Raw genomic sequence first — 13,393 nt, forward strand, 5'->3', positions numbered from 1 at the left:
AGAATACGCAAAAGCCCTGTCGACTTCGAAAAGAAATGCGGCTTAAACGATCTGCAGCGTCAGTAGAAAAACGCGAAAATTCCAATGTAGCAAAAAGTGTGGAAAACCTTTGCCGTCAATAGAACCTGAAAAGACCGCTTACAGGGCTGAAATAGACGGGCTGAGAGCCTTTGCTGTCCTTTCGGTTGTTTCGTATCACGCCTTTCCGGCCGGCTTACCCGGTGGCTTCACCGGGGTTGACGTCTTTTTCGTCATCAGTGGTTATCTCATCACGGCCCACATCTTCACCAGCCTTGACGAAGATAAGTTCTCTTTTCTGGACTTCTTTCAAAGACGCATCCGGCGGATTTTTCCAGCCCTCATTCTTGTGATGGTCAGCTCTCTCATTTTTGGCTGGTTCGCACTGATATCAGAAGAGCTCCAGCAACTTGGAAAGCATCTTTTCAGCGGCGCGGCCTTCATCGTCAATTTCGTTCTTGTGAGCGAAAGCGGGTATTTCGACACAGCCGCGGATACCAAGCCCATGCTTCATTTGTGGAGCCTGGCCGTCGAAGAGCAGTTTTATATCTTTTGGCCGGTTGTTTTGTGGCTGGCCTGGCGGCAACACTTCAATCTCATATGGATCACGTTATTGGTTGCTGTTGCATCGTTCTGTTTCAATATGCGCTTTGTGACGCCAAACCCGACCGAGGTTTTTTTCTGGCCTTTTGGTCGCTTCTGGGAACTTTTGAGTGGCAGCATTCTTGCCTGGCTGACGCTGTATAAGCGGGACGCACTGGATCTCGCCAGGAAGCGCATAGACACATGTATCGCGCGGATTGTGCCGTTCTCTGTTGAGCGTGGAAAGATCGCCTTTACCGAAAACATCATGGCTCTGGGTGGGCTTTGCCTGTTGATCTACGGTTTCGCAGAGATCAGCTCAAACGCGCCGTTCCCGTCCACCTGGGCCCTCGTTCCGGTTTGCGGCACCTTACTCACCATAGCAGCGGGAGCAGCGGCGTGGTCCAATCGGATATTTATGATGAACCCTGTTGCGGTCTGGTTCGGGTTGATCAGTTATCCACTTTATCTTTGGCACTGGCCAATTCTGTCATTTCTCCAAATTGTCGAAAGCGGTGAACCTCCGCATCGGGATGCACGCATTGTCGCGGTAGTTCTGGCGATTCTTCTTGCCTGGCTCACAGTAAGGTTTGTTGAAAAACCCTTGCGGTTTGGACACCGGAACGCCCACCTGAAGACAGTCGGTTTGACAGGAACTATGATTTTGGTGGGTGCAGCGGGGCTGTTGATCAGTCGGACGGATTTATCGGAATCGCACACGCTCGAAAAGCTGCTCGTCGAACGCCCGGGGGCTGAACACATTTATGGCCGATCTTCGAGATGGTATCAGGGTCAGGAGGACTGGCTGTTTTTGGGGAATGCGTTTGACGACACAGTTGCCAAACTGAAGCTTGCCTCTCCTCCTGATCCGGCGAACATTGAGCAAGAGACAACTCTTTTCGCAAACCTGGCTGAAGCCGCCGAAACAGCGGGATCTCGGGTCGCGTTATTGATCAGCCCCAATAAATCAACCATCTACCCGGAATATCTCCCCGTCGGGATCGAACCTTCTGAGCGGCGCTACGTAAGTTACTTTTCTGAGCGCCTGGACGCCATTGCAAACTTGACTGTGGTTGATCCAACCGAAGACTTGCTGCGCACCAAACAAAGCGCAGGATTGTTGTACTACAGAACTGACACGCACTGGAACGACAAGGGTGCGTTTCGGGCTTTCTCGGTATTGGCAGACCGCATCGGCTTGCCCGTTCCTGAAGTATCTTTTAAAGCCAGCACGCCGTACTCAGGTGATTTGGTAGGAATCTCTGATCTTGCGGGCTTTCCCGTCACCGCCGGCGACAATTGGCAAATCGAATGGGCCAGCCAGCCAGATCTGGAATCCCTGCCTCTGGAGCACCAACCGGAAACGTCCTTTGGCCGCACTGAGATTGTGATGAACAATGCGCCACTATCCGAACAGACAGTATGGGTTATCGGTGATTCCTTCACGAACTCTGTAGCGCCTTACATCAACGCTGCTTTTCAAGAGGTCCATTATCGCGGGCACTGGAATTCGAAACTGCGCACACTTCCCCAGGACCTTACAACTGCGAAGGAAAAACCAGACCTGATCATCGTGATCCGCGTGGAGCGGTCGTTTTGAACTGAAACTGAGAAAGCTCCACCAATATGCGTGATTTGCTGCAAAGGTCAGGGTCATGGGTTCGAGCCCGGAGGGTTCCAAGATGACCGCTCGCTGAACGATCCCGAAGCAGCCATCGGGCCAACGCAGACATGTTCGCAAGTCCCGCACACACCCGCCACCGGCGTCATCCGGTTTGGACACAAGCCCCCGTTCGGCATAGACTGCATTCCATTCACTGATGGAGCAACAGCATGCGTTTTGTCACCGCCATTATTTGTGCAGCCCTCGTCGCTGCCTGCACCCCTGCCCCCGAACCCGTCACCGGGTCTCTGCCGCTTTTCGGCGACGGTTACCGGTTCAAGGGCGATATCTGCCGCCGCGTGGGCGAGGATGATTTCACCAACCAGTTCCTTGATGACGCCGCTGATCTGGTGGGCTGTCCCGAGGATGCAGAGAACCTCGGCGTGTTCGTGATCGACACCGGCGCGGTCGAGGTCGCGCGGCGTGACGGATACGTGCTTTACTCGGTGCCCGTACGTTAAGACCGGGTAACCGCCCCGTGCGCGCCGCACCGACGTAATACCGACGTTATACCGACGCGATACCGACCCGGCACCGACGGCGGCTCTGGCCCCGCCGGACGCTGCGTCACTTTCGCGGCTGTGGCTTGACGACGCGGGCCTCTTCCGGCGAGAACGGCACACCCTGGGAGAGATGAGCCATGCATACACCTGCCATTACCGGAACCGGCGTTTTCACCCCTGAAAACGTGATCACCAACGCGGAACTGGTCACCGCCTTCAACGCATATGTGGACCTTTTCAACGCGGAACACGCGGACGACATCGCCGCAGGATCGGTGAGCGCCAAAGAGTATTCGTCCGAGGAATTCATCCTCAAGGCATCGGGCATCGAACAGCGCTATGTGATTGATAAAACAGGTGTTCTGGATCCGGAGGTGATGCACCCCCTGCTGCGCCAACGCAGTGATGACGAACCGTCACTGATGGCTGAAATGGGTATGGACGCCGCGCACAGGGCCCTGTCACAGGCGGGCATTGACGCCCGCGATGTTGATCTGGTGATCTGTGCGGCCTCCAATATGGAGCGCGCCTACCCCGCAATTGCCGTGGAAATTCAACAGCTTCTGGGTGCGGGCGGTTTTGCCTTTGACATGAACGTTGCCTGTTCCTCGGCCACGTTTGGCATTCAGACCGCGGCGGATATGATCCGCGCGGGCTCTGTCCGGCGGGCTCTGGTGATCAACCCCGAGATCTGCTCCGCCCACCTGGAGTGGCGCGACCGGGACTGCCACTTCATCTTTGGCGACGTGGCCACAGCGACCCTGATCGAGCGCGCAGAAGACGCAACGGGCGCGTTTTTCGAGATCATTTCGACCCGCTGCGCCACCGAATTTTCCAACAATATCCGCAACAATAACGGATACTTACGCCGCTCACGCCCTGCAGGGATGGTGGATCGGCGCGATATGCAGTTCATGCAGAACGGCCGCAAGGTGTTCAAAGAAGTGCTGCCCATGGTTGCCGAACATATCGCAGCGCATATGCAGGGCGTCGGCACCGGTGCTGCGGATCTCAAACGTCTCTGGCTGCACCAGGCCAATAAAACTATGAACGATTTTATCGGAAAAAAAGTGCTCGGCCGCACGCCCGCGCCTCAGGAACAGCCGAATATCCTGCAGGATTACGCCAATACGTCCTCGGCGGGCTCGATTATCGCGTTTTCAAAATATTCCGATGACATGGCCGACGGCGACATCGGCCTGATCTGCTCATTCGGGGCCGGATACTCCGTCGGATCGGTCCTGTTGCGCCGGCGGGGATAAGCCCGCAACCCGCCTCAGGCGCCCCCGTGGTCCTGCTCCAGGTGCAGCTTCATATCGACCAGAACCTGCTGCAGCATCGTGGTCTCTTTCAGCAGGCGTTTGGCCTCGTTGATGGTGATTTTGCCGTCTTCCATAGACTGCTGATATTCAGCCATCAGCATCGCAAACCGTTGACTTAACGCGATAACATCGCTGTTCACGCCCCCGGGCCGCTCTTCATTCGGGCGGCGCTCATCGTATTGGAGAGACGTGCCCGAAAGCTCGGCCAGCGCCCCGGTGACATGCGGATACCCGGACGCCTTTTCCAACAGCGCAACTGTCTCGATGGGCATGAACCGGTCAGCATGTTCGTCGTGATCTGAATAGTAGCGGCCAAGCGTCGCCTTGGACTTTCCGGTCACCCGGCAGGCCTGCTCAATGCCCACATCCTTGACCAGAGCCTCGGTATGTTTTTTCAGATATCGCCCGATCGCAGTCATAAAGTTCACCTTCCCCACCCGTATCAGCCAGAAAACCATTGAGAAATCTGTTCTGGCTTTCCCCATTAATCGGATGGCAGGGAAATGTCATTTATAAAAACGCACCCACGTGTACTGGGGGTTTATGAGTGGCCGGCTTCCCGCAGCCGGTAATTTGGTAGGAGCAGCGCTGCGCTCTGTTCATACGGGAGAACAGTCCGGCCCCCGCCGGATGTTGCGCAGCTGCTCCCCTTTGCCCTTCCGGCGGCTTGCGAGCCCCGCTGGCAAGGCCTATCAAGCAGTGTATGGCCAAGCTCTACTTCCACTACTCCACCATGAATGCCGGCAAATCGACAGTGCTTTTGCAGGCCGCGCACAACTACCGGGAACGGGGGATGGTGCCGTATCTGCTGACCGCGCGATTCGACAACAGAGCCGGTGACGGCAAGATCGCCTCGCGCATTGGCATCGGTCAGCCGGCGGATACCTTTGAAGAAGGGGACGATCTGTTTGAGCGGCTGCGGCTGCGCCAGGCAGAAGGTCCGATGGCCTGTGTTTTCGTGGATGAGGCACAGTTTTTATCACGCGACCAGGTCTGGCAGCTGGCGCGCGCGGTTGACGATCTGAAGGTGCCCGTGATGTGCTTTGGACTGCGCGTCGATTTTCGCGGCGAGCTGTTCCCCGGCTCTGCAACTCTCCTCGCTCTTGCCGATGAGATGCGTGAAGTGCGCACCATCTGTCACTGCGGAAAAAAAGCCACGATGGTCGTCCGGATGGATGCCAACGGCAAGGCCCTGCGCGATGGTGCTCAGGTGCAGATCGGCGGGAACGAAACCTATATTTCTCTGTGCCGCCGACACTGGCGGGAAGCCGTCGGCGACACGGGCTAGACAGCGTTCGGCAGTGGTTTACCGTCAAAAAACGCCACCAGATTGTCGACGCTCATCAGTCCCATATCCTCGCGAACCTCAAGTGCCGCCGTCCCGATATGCGGCAACAACACCACATTCTCGAGCCTCTTGAGCGCTTCCGGGACCGAGGGTTCGAACTCGTAGACATCGAGGCCCGCCCCGCCGATGCGCCCGGTCTGCAATGCATCGATCAGGGCCGCCTCTTCAACGACATTGCCGCGCGCGATGTTGATCAGATGGGCATGCGGCCGCATGGCCGCAAGAACCTCTGCATTGATCAGATGATGCGTCTCAGCGCCGCCTGGAACGGCCAGAACCAGCACATCCACTGACCCGGCCAGAGCCTTCAGGCTTTCGGCACGGGACGCCGGAAAACTCAGTTCTTTGGGCGACCGGCTGTGATAGGCCACCTTCATGCCGAACCCATCATGACAACGCCTGGCGATGGCCTGCCCGATGCGCCCCATTCCGACAATGCCCACCGTTTTGCCGCCCAGGTGCATCCCCAGAAGCTGCGTCGGATGCCAGCCTTCCCAGGCACCTGCGCGGACCAAGCGCTCGCCCTCGCCTGCGCGACGCGCACTCATCAGCATCAGCGTCATGGCCGTGTCGGCCGTGGCGTCTGTCACAGCACCAGGCGTGTTGGACACGGCAATGCCCGCGGTACGGGCTGCATCTGTATCGATATGGTTGTAGCCCACTCCAAAATTGGCCAATACCCTGCAGCGCGCATCAGGCACGGCTGCAAAAACCTCTGCAGAAAACAAATCACCCAGCGTCGGAACGACACCGTCAAAATCGCGCAGCGCTGCCTGCATTTCCTCGGTGCTCAGAGGACCGGTTTCAGGACGGACGGTCAGATCAAACCTGTCGCGGGCGGCGGCCTGGACACGTTCCGGCAGCGGGCGGCTCATGAAAATCCGGGTCAATGCATCCGCCCTCCGTCGGGCACCGGGTGGTCCGGGCTCAGTAACACGACCTCTCCGTTCTCATCGGCAACCCCCAGCAACAGGACCTCGGACATAAACGGGCCAATCTGTCTGGGCGGAAAATTCACCACCGCCATCACCTGTTTGCCAACAAGCGTCTCCGGGTCATAGTGCGCCGTTATCTGGGCAGAGGTCTTTTTCTCGCCAATATCCGTCCCAAAATCGATCCAGACTTTGAGCGCAGGTTTGCGAGCCTCCGGGAATGGTTCGGCGCGCAGCACAGTGCCTTTGCGGATATCCACTGCCATAAAATCATCGAATGTAATCTCAGCCATCTGCCAGCTCTCTTGATCTTTCTGTTGCTGCCTTTACTGCGCGTTTCAGCAAAGCAGGAAATCCGTTATCTGCATCCATCAGCACTTCGAGTGCCGCCTGTGTCGTGCCGTTGGGTGATGTCACATTGACGCGCAGCTGGTCCGGGCCAACATCTGCGTCGCGCGCCAGAGCGCCCGCACCGGCCACTGTCGCCGTGGCCAGTTTCATTGCCAGTTCAGGGGAAAGACCCTCTGCCACACCGGCGGCAGCCATCGTTTCAATCATGTGAAAAACATAGGCCGGGCCTGAACCGCTGACACCGGTCACGGCATCAATATCCGCCTCTGTCTGGAGCCGGACGACCTCCCCGACAGCGCTCAGCAGCGTTTCGGCCTCTTCCATTGCCCGCGTCCCGGCTGCGCTGTTGCCGACAATCGCTGTGATCCCCTGAGAGATTGCAGCAGGTGTGTTGGGCATGGCGCGTACGATGGGTGTCTGCGCGCCAAGTATCTGTTCAAAATACCGGATCGTGATCCCCGCGGCGACGCTGACAAAAACCGTGTCTGAATTGCCCATGGCCTTGAGGGAGGGGAGCGCATCTGCCATCATCTGCGGCTTTACCGCAACCAGCACAATGGCGGGCTTTTCCGGCAGCTCTGCGTTCAGGTGGACGCCCGTGCCCTGCAACCAGTCAGACGGAAACGGATCACTGACAAAAACCGATGCAGGTGGCAGGCCCCGGTTCAGCCAGCCCTGAAGCATGGCCGATCCCATCTTTCCGCATCCAAGCAGCACAAGTCCTTGGCGCGCAATCCGGCTTTTGTTCATGAGACCCCCAATTAACTTTGTCTTCGGGGGTCAGGTTTACGCGCGCCCGTAGGCCTCTGCAATGGCCACCTGCAGCGCTTCGCTGGGGGTCCGGTCTCCCCATGCCAGCAGTTGCAGCGCCGGATAGTAACGCTCGGCGCTCATCACCGCCGCGCCGATCATGGTATCAATCTGCTCCGCGCTTGCCACATGGCCACCGGACAAAACCAGCCCGTAGCGGTAGACCATCAGTTTCTGCTCGTCCCAGTAGGTGAATGCACCCGCCCAGCACTGGTCATTGATGTGATTGAGCAGCTCATAGATCTGTGCTTGTTTTTCCTCTGGCGGTTCCATATCGAATGTACAGATCATCCGCAGTGTCTCGTCATAGGCCGACCAGGCCAGCGTCAGCGAGTAAGTGCGCCACTGTCCCTCAACGGCCATCGCAATCTGTTCGTCGGAAATCCGGTCAAAATCCCACTCGTGATGGGCTGCCAGATGTTCAACGATGTCGATGGGGTGAATGTCTTCTTCCAGATACTGCTCGGACAGGGCCATAGATACACCTCTTTTGTCGCTCTGGCGATGGAGGCAGGGTGCGCCCCCAGGAACCAGGTGCCTGCGCTATGGATCGGGGCGATCCCCTCGACCCATACAGGATATGGTGCTGTGCCAGCGCCAGTGTGACAACCCCTTTTATTGCGGGTTAACACAATAAGTTGTGGATATCGTATGAATCGGCCCAAAATCTCCGCAACCGTTAACACTTGGCACGGGGGTAAAGAATTTGTTCACCGGCTGGCCGGGTATTTTGGATTAACGCATGAGCTATTGGTTGTCTGGCAGCGACGCGGTCAGCCTTTGGCTTCGAGGGCGTCGAGACGTGCCTTCAGCGCTTCGTTCTCCTCGCGGGCTTTCTGCGCCATGCTGCGCACCGCGTCGAACTCCTCGCGGGTAACGAAATCGCGGTCCGCGAGCCAGCGGTCCACAAGGCTTTTCATCGCCGTCTCGGCCTCTTCCCGCGCGCCCTGAGCCACACCCATTGCGTTGGTCATAAGCTGTGAAATGTCGTCGAACATTTTGTTGCGCGTCTGCATGCCATGTCTCCGTTGTGCTGCACAGCTAATATGGGGTCGATTGAAGGCGCCTGCAAGGTTGACTTCCGCATCCCGGCGCGGGCAATTGAGCGCATGCACGCAGTGATCCCGTTTCCAGACATATCCCCCGAAATCTTTTCCATCTCTGTTTTCGGGTTTGAACTGGCCCTGCGCTGGTACGCGATGGCCTATATCGTGGGCATCGTGATCGGCTGGCGGCTGGTTATCGCGGCGCTGCGCCGGCCCGCCCTGTGGCGCAGCCAGACCCCCCCTGTGACACCCACCCAGATCGAGGACCTGCTGACCTGGATCATCCTGGGGGTGATCATCGGTGGCCGACTGGGATATGTGGCTTTTTATCAGCGCGCCTACTACCTGGAAAATCACGGTGAAATCCTGGCTGTCTGGCAGGGGGGCATGGCCTTTCACGGCGGTCTGCTGGGAGTTGTGGTCGCTGCATTTCTCTATGCCCGGCGGCAAAACCTGCCGATGACGGGCCTTGCAGATGCGATTGCGCTTGGCGTGCCGCCCGGTCTGTTGCTGGGGCGGCTGGCCAACTTCATCAACGGAGAGCTTTGGGGCCGGCCCACTGATCTTCCCTGGGGCGTTGTTTTTCCCGGTCCGGACGCGCAGTTCTGCCCCGATGTCACTGGTCTTTGCGCGCGGCACCCGTCCCAGCTTTATGAGGCGGGGCTGGAAGGTGTTGTTCTGGGCGCGCTGCTGATCTGGATGGTCTGGCGATCCGGGGCGCTGCATCGCCCGGGCCTCGTCGCGGGGACGTTTTTCGCAGGCTACGGGCTTTCCCGCTTTGTTGTGGAGTTTGTGCGCCAGCCGGACGCGCATTTTGTCTCTCCCGGCAATCCGCTGGGTCTGGCATGGCATATCGGCGGCTGGGGGCTGACCATGGGTCAGATACTGTCCCTTCCAATGATACTGGCCGGTCTGTGGCTGATACAGCGGGCACGGCGCACGACATGAGCCTGAGCGATCTGCTGAAAGCGCGTATCGCCGCTGACGGTCCGATTTCTGTTGCCGAATACATGCACGAATGCCTGCTGCATCCGGAGTTCGGCTACTATGTGACCCGCGAGCCTTTCGGACGCGCGGGAGATTTTGTGACAGCGCCCGAAATCAGCCAGATGTTCGGTGAACTGATCGGCCTCGCGCTGGCACAGGCGTGGTGCGATCAGGGCAGTCCCTCTCCTTTTACACTGGCCGAGGCAGGTCCGGGGCGCGGAACGCTCATGGCCGATATTCTGCGTGCCGCGGGTCAGGTGCCAGGGTTTATAGATGCAGCCCGGGTGACACTGATCGAGGCCTCGGACAGACTGCGCAATGTTCAGCGAGAGACCATCGCAGGCGTTGATCTGCATTTTCTGGAGAGTTGTGACGCCCTGCCGGAGGCCCCGCTGTTTCTTGTGGCAAATGAGTTTTTCGATGCCCTGCCCATAAGACAGTTTCACCGTAGCGACGCTCACTGGCGCGAACAGCAGGTCGGGCTGCAGAACGGAAGACTGTCCTTTGGGCTCGGGCCGGAACTGCCACAGCCCGCGCTCAGTGCCCGTTTGGACGATACCGCCCCGGGCGATATCGTGGAATACTGCCCCGCCGCCGCCCCAGTAGCCGAGATGGTGGGCCGCCGCATTTCCGAGCACGGCGGCGTTGCACTGATCATTGACTATGGCGACTGGCACAGCCTGGGCGACACCCTGCAGGCCCTGCAGGACCACAACCCCGCCGATCCGATTGCGGCTCCGGGCACTGCCGACATTACCGCTCATGTGGATTTCGAAGCACTGAGTATTGCCGCACCCTGCGCGCATACAAAACCGACGCCACAGGGCGTTTTTCTGGAACGCCTTGGGATTACAGCACGCGCGCGGGCCCTGGCTGCCGGACTGAGCGGTGACGCGCTTGAGCAGCATATCGCTGCACATCGCCGCTTGACGCACCCGGAGGAAATGGGAAACCTGTTCAAAGTTCTCGGGTTGTTTCCCGAAAATGGCTCTCCGCCACCGGGACTGGATGCATGACACTCGAAATTCTGACCAGTGACGCCCTTTCCGCCGTCAGACACGGTTTTTTCACACGTCGGGGCGGGGCGTCCTCGGGCGTATTCGAGGGGCTGAACTGCGGCACAGGCAGTTCGGATCAAACCGAAATCGTCGCCATCAACCGGGCGCGGGTGGCTGCTGCCATGGAAGTTGCCCCGGATCATCTGGTCGGCGTGCATCAGGTGCATTCGGCAACTGTGGTCACAGTGGATGCACCATCAGAGAAAAAGCAAAAAGCAGACGGTCTTGTTACGTCGACGCCCGGCATCGCTCTGTCCGTTCTGACCGCCGATTGCCAGCCTGTGCTGTTTGCCGATACCAGAGCGGGGGTTGTAGGAGCAGCGCATGCAGGATGGCGCGGCGCGCTGGATGGCATTCTGGAAGCAACCGTCGATGCCATGGTGGCTGCCGGGGCAGACCGTGCCAGTATCAGCGCCGTGATCGGGCCCTCCATTTCACAAGCTGCATATGAGGTTGGACCGGAGTTTTTCGAAACCTTCATCGCCGAGGACCAAGACTTCACCCGCTTTTTTGCCAACGGAGAAGGCGACAGGATGCATTTCGATCTGCCCGCATTCGGCTTGTACCGGTTGCGCGCGGCCGGGATCGGCTCTGCAGAGTGGACACGGCATTGCACCTACGCAGATCCCGACCGGTTTTTCTCCTACCGACGGAGCACACATGCACGCGAAGCTGACTATGGCAGGCTGATCGCCGCGATAGCGCTTTGAAATCGAACGGATACTGGCAGGAACAAGGCACTTACCGCCGCGAAATCGCCTGATTTTCGCTGAACAATCCGTGCCAGCGTGTTCGATTGTCGCCGAAGACTGCGCTTTGGTTCGGGTTTTACCTAATAAATTCAATTCTCTGAAGAATTTCAACAAACCTGGGCAATTCGTTCAAAATTGCAGCCCGGGGCCCCGGAATATTTTTTCTTTTTTTGCGACAATGCCAAAATGCCGCCGGAATGAAGGGGCAGATTAGTGGTCAGCAAGAGGCAAAAGGCCCAATCGCAGATAATCGAGCAGGACGCGATAATGAAAACGAACGCACACTTCATCGCTTCGGTCATCCGAACAGCCGCTACCAGCAGCGCAGAGCTGCCCTGGTCGCGGGGTGGACATCGCGCCGCTTTCATTGCACGTCGCAAAACCGGGCAGACCCCTCTGAAAAGGTCCGCCTGAACCCCTCTGTCCCTGGAGGTTTTACTGTCCGTAAAAGCCCTCTCGCACCGAGTTGCGGGAGGGTTTTTCTTTGGCACAGGCAAAACCCGGATTGTGACAAAACCCGTTCTGCGAACGAAACAATGCCGGAAAATGATCGCAACTGATCCTGCGCACCGAACAGTTTTCTGATTTTTTTGACAGAATGGACTGCGGCGGGGCAAATTACCCGAACCCAAAACACGAAAGAACACTAAATCGTCCTTTCCGTGATCGTCGGTGGGGGCCGGCACGGGATGTGACCAACCTGATAAAGGTGATCGCATGACCCTGAACCATCCCCCCGCCACGCACCGTGGTGACCGCGCGTTGCGACCAGAGCGCAGAACCGGACAACAGACCGCTGTCGGGGCCCGCATTGTCGACATTGCTGCGCTGCGCGAGGATGGCAGCATGGTCGTCGGACAACGCAGAGTGCCGGCGATGCCATTGTTCGATGCGGCCTTTTCAGCCTTTGCCCAAGGGACACTGATCCAGACCGATACCGGACAGGCATCAATAGAAGATCTTCAGCCAGGAGACCGGGTCCTGACGTCTGATGGTGAAATGAGCGAGATCACCTGGATCGGATCCGCCGTCTTTGCGCCTGCGGAGAACGCATCAAAGATGCCGCTGACGCGCATTGTAGCCGACAGTTTCGGGGTGAGTCGTCCCGACAGTTTCATCAGTCTCGGCGCGGGCGCCCGGTTGTTGCAGCCGCTTCCGGGCATGTCTGGCGGGCGGGAAGGTCAGCAGGTTATGACACCTGCCAGTGCATTTGTTGACGGCGTCAACGTCATCGGAATGTCGCCCCCCACGCCCGTACGCCTGTTTCATATCGCACTTCGGCGCCATGCAGCAATAATTGCCGCTGGACTGGAGGTGGAAAGCTATCATCCCGGGCGCGACCCGCTGCGCAATGTCTCACAAACCCTGAGCGATGTTTTTATGACGCTCTTTCCACATATGGACACACTGGGTGCATTTGGTGCTGTGAGGTTTATGCGCTTTAATCCCGGTGACGAGGACCTGACCGCGGCTTAGCTGTCAGATGCCAGCCGTTCCTCGAGAACATCAAATGGTACACCCGGCTCGTCCTTGGCCCCACGGATGACAAGCGATGTTTTGACGCTGGCGACATTTGGCGTCGTCAGCAACTCGCCTGTCAGAAACTTCTGAAATCCTGACAGATCGGGTGCCGCGCATTTCAGGATGAAATCAACCTCGCCGTTCAGCATGTGGCATTCCCGCACAAGCGGCCACGAACGGCACCGGTCCTCAAACGCGGTCAGATCTGCCTCTGCCTGACTGGCCAGGCCAACCATCGCAAAAACCTGGACCTCAAACCCCAGTTCGCGGGCATCAACCTCCGCGTGATACCCTCTGATGTACCCGGATTCCTCGAGCGTGCGTACACGGCGCAGGCAAGGCGGCGCTGAGATGCCAACACGGCGCGCCAGTTCAACATTGGTCATGCGTCCGTCAGCCTGCAATTCAGCCAGAATTTTTCGATCAATCGGATCAAGCCGCGTTCCAGCCATAAAGCCCCCTCATTTTGCGGAAGTTATAGCATACGCCAAAGTATGCGC

The 13,393-nt window shown here is 58.1% G+C and carries 15 protein-coding genes; 8 read left to right on the forward strand and 7 right to left on the reverse strand.

The features are described from left to right. The first annotated feature begins 109 nt into the window (after nt 1-109). From Q1A34_RS15995 to Q1A34_RS16005, 3 genes are all read left to right on the forward strand, one after another. Nucleotides 110-2,200: an acyltransferase family protein gene (locus tag Q1A34_RS15995; RefSeq protein WP_300036345.1), complete on the forward strand. Its 2,091-nt coding sequence runs from the start codon at nt 110-112 to the stop codon at nt 2,198-2,200. Between the two features lie 233 nt (nt 2,201-2,433). Beyond that, complete coding sequence (locus Q1A34_RS16000; RefSeq protein WP_300036348.1) at nt 2,434-2,724, forward strand: hypothetical protein; 291 nt, start codon at nt 2,434-2,436, stop codon at nt 2,722-2,724. Between the two features lie 179 nt (nt 2,725-2,903). Next, nucleotides 2,904-4,028 carry a beta-ketoacyl-ACP synthase III gene (locus Q1A34_RS16005; protein WP_300036350.1) on the forward strand — a complete coding sequence of 375 codons (1,125 nt, stop codon included), beginning with the start codon at nt 2,904-2,906 and terminating at the stop codon, nt 4,026-4,028. 14 nt (nt 4,029-4,042) lie between these two features. Here the strand turns inward: Q1A34_RS16005 and Q1A34_RS16010 are convergent, their stop codons facing one another. Continuing rightward, the gene (locus Q1A34_RS16010; RefSeq protein WP_300036353.1) at nt 4,043-4,507 is read right to left on the reverse strand and encodes a hypothetical protein; all 465 of its coding nucleotides are present in this window, start codon (nt 4,505-4,507) and stop codon (nt 4,043-4,045) included. 284 nt (nt 4,508-4,791) lie between these two features. On the opposite strand from Q1A34_RS16010, the gene Q1A34_RS16015 reads away from it, so the two are divergent. After that, nucleotides 4,792-5,376, forward strand: a complete 585-nt coding sequence (locus Q1A34_RS16015; RefSeq protein WP_300036356.1) for a thymidine kinase — start codon at nt 4,792-4,794, stop codon at nt 5,374-5,376. Here Q1A34_RS16015 and Q1A34_RS16020 read toward each other — a convergent pair. From Q1A34_RS16020 to Q1A34_RS16040, 5 genes are all read right to left on the reverse strand, one after another. Further along, a complete protein-coding gene (locus tag Q1A34_RS16020; protein WP_300036359.1) occupies nt 5,373-6,311 on the reverse strand; it encodes a D-glycerate dehydrogenase in 939 nt (312 codons plus the stop codon). The two genes, Q1A34_RS16015 and Q1A34_RS16020, sit on opposite strands and share 4 nt — an antisense overlap. An 11-nt stretch (nt 6,312-6,322) precedes the next feature. Continuing rightward, the gene (locus Q1A34_RS16025; RefSeq protein WP_300036362.1) at nt 6,323-6,661 is read right to left on the reverse strand and encodes a tRNA-binding protein; all 339 of its coding nucleotides are present in this window, start codon (nt 6,659-6,661) and stop codon (nt 6,323-6,325) included. Further along, nucleotides 6,654-7,469: a pyrroline-5-carboxylate reductase gene (proC, locus tag Q1A34_RS16030; RefSeq protein ID WP_300036364.1), complete on the reverse strand. Its 816-nt coding sequence runs from the start codon at nt 7,467-7,469 to the stop codon at nt 6,654-6,656. Before proC ends, Q1A34_RS16025 begins: the two co-directional genes overlap by 8 nt. Nucleotides 7,470-7,505: 36 nt before the next feature. Further along, nucleotides 7,506-8,006 carry a YbjN domain-containing protein gene (locus tag Q1A34_RS16035; protein ID WP_300036367.1) on the reverse strand — a complete coding sequence of 167 codons (501 nt, stop codon included), beginning with the start codon at nt 8,004-8,006 and terminating at the stop codon, nt 7,506-7,508. 296 nt (nt 8,007-8,302) lie between these two features. Further along, nucleotides 8,303-8,545, reverse strand: a complete 243-nt coding sequence (locus tag Q1A34_RS16040) for an accessory factor UbiK family protein (protein WP_300036370.1) — start codon at nt 8,543-8,545, stop codon at nt 8,303-8,305. 93 nt (nt 8,546-8,638) lie between these two features. On the opposite strand from Q1A34_RS16040, the gene lgt reads away from it, so the two are divergent. The 4 genes from lgt (at nt 8,639) to Q1A34_RS16060 (ending at nt 12,848) form a co-directional block, all read left to right on the forward strand. Continuing rightward, nucleotides 8,639-9,523, forward strand: coding sequence for a prolipoprotein diacylglyceryl transferase (lgt, locus tag Q1A34_RS16045; RefSeq protein WP_300036735.1), 885 nt, complete (start codon nt 8,639-8,641; stop codon nt 9,521-9,523). After that, a complete protein-coding gene (locus Q1A34_RS16050; RefSeq protein WP_300036738.1) occupies nt 9,520-10,578 on the forward strand; it encodes an SAM-dependent methyltransferase in 1,059 nt (352 codons plus the stop codon). The genes lgt and Q1A34_RS16050 overlap by 4 nt, the downstream gene beginning before the upstream one ends. After that, complete coding sequence (pgeF, locus tag Q1A34_RS16055; protein ID WP_300036373.1) at nt 10,575-11,330, forward strand: peptidoglycan editing factor PgeF; 756 nt, start codon at nt 10,575-10,577, stop codon at nt 11,328-11,330. Before Q1A34_RS16050 ends, pgeF begins: the two co-directional genes overlap by 4 nt. Before the next feature lie 759 nt (nt 11,331-12,089). Further along, a complete protein-coding gene (locus tag Q1A34_RS16060) occupies nt 12,090-12,848 on the forward strand; it encodes a Hint domain-containing protein (RefSeq protein ID WP_300036376.1) in 759 nt (252 codons plus the stop codon). On the opposite strand, the gene Q1A34_RS16065 is transcribed toward Q1A34_RS16060, so the two are convergent. Then, nucleotides 12,845-13,345, reverse strand: coding sequence for an Lrp/AsnC family transcriptional regulator (locus tag Q1A34_RS16065; RefSeq protein ID WP_300036379.1), 501 nt, complete (start codon nt 13,343-13,345; stop codon nt 12,845-12,847). The genes Q1A34_RS16060 and Q1A34_RS16065 overlap by 4 nt on opposite strands. Between the last annotated feature and the right edge of the window lie 48 nt (nt 13,346-13,393).

The organism is uncultured Roseobacter sp. (genome assembly GCF_947491795.1).
Taxonomy (GTDB): Bacteria; Pseudomonadota; Alphaproteobacteria; order Rhodobacterales; family Rhodobacteraceae; genus Roseobacter.

Bases quoted from the DNA above. Each gene is read 5' to 3' on its own strand.
- Q1A34_RS16000 (WP_300036348.1), top strand. From the start codon at position 2,434: ATGCGTTTTGTCACCGCCATTATTTGTGCAGCCCTCGTCGCTGCCTGC.
- Q1A34_RS16005 (WP_300036350.1), top strand. From the start codon at position 2,904: ATGCATACACCTGCCATTACCGGAACCGGCGTTTTCACCCCTGAAAAC.
- Q1A34_RS16010 (WP_300036353.1), bottom strand. From the start codon at position 4,507: ATGACTGCGATCGGGCGATATCTGAAAAAACATACCGAGGCTCTGGTC.
- Q1A34_RS16015 (WP_300036356.1), top strand. From the start codon at position 4,792: ATGGCCAAGCTCTACTTCCACTACTCCACCATGAATGCCGGCAAATCG.
- Q1A34_RS16020 (WP_300036359.1), bottom strand. From the start codon at position 6,311: ATGAGCCGCCCGCTGCCGGAACGTGTCCAGGCCGCCGCCCGCGACAGG.
- Q1A34_RS16025 (WP_300036362.1), bottom strand. From the start codon at position 6,661: ATGGCTGAGATTACATTCGATGATTTTATGGCAGTGGATATCCGCAAA.
- proC (WP_300036364.1), bottom strand. From the start codon at position 7,469: ATGAACAAAAGCCGGATTGCGCGCCAAGGACTTGTGCTGCTTGGATGC.
- Q1A34_RS16035 (WP_300036367.1), bottom strand. From the start codon at position 8,006: ATGGCCCTGTCCGAGCAGTATCTGGAAGAAGACATTCACCCCATCGAC.
- Q1A34_RS16040 (WP_300036370.1), bottom strand. From the start codon at position 8,545: ATGCAGACGCGCAACAAAATGTTCGACGACATTTCACAGCTTATGACC.
- lgt (WP_300036735.1), top strand. From the start codon at position 8,639: ATGCACGCAGTGATCCCGTTTCCAGACATATCCCCCGAAATCTTTTCC.
- Q1A34_RS16050 (WP_300036738.1), top strand. From the start codon at position 9,520: ATGAGCCTGAGCGATCTGCTGAAAGCGCGTATCGCCGCTGACGGTCCG.
- pgeF (WP_300036373.1), top strand. From the start codon at position 10,575: ATGACACTCGAAATTCTGACCAGTGACGCCCTTTCCGCCGTCAGACAC.
- Q1A34_RS16060 (WP_300036376.1), top strand. From the start codon at position 12,090: ATGACCCTGAACCATCCCCCCGCCACGCACCGTGGTGACCGCGCGTTG.
- Q1A34_RS16065 (WP_300036379.1), bottom strand. From the start codon at position 13,345: ATGGCTGGAACGCGGCTTGATCCGATTGATCGAAAAATTCTGGCTGAA.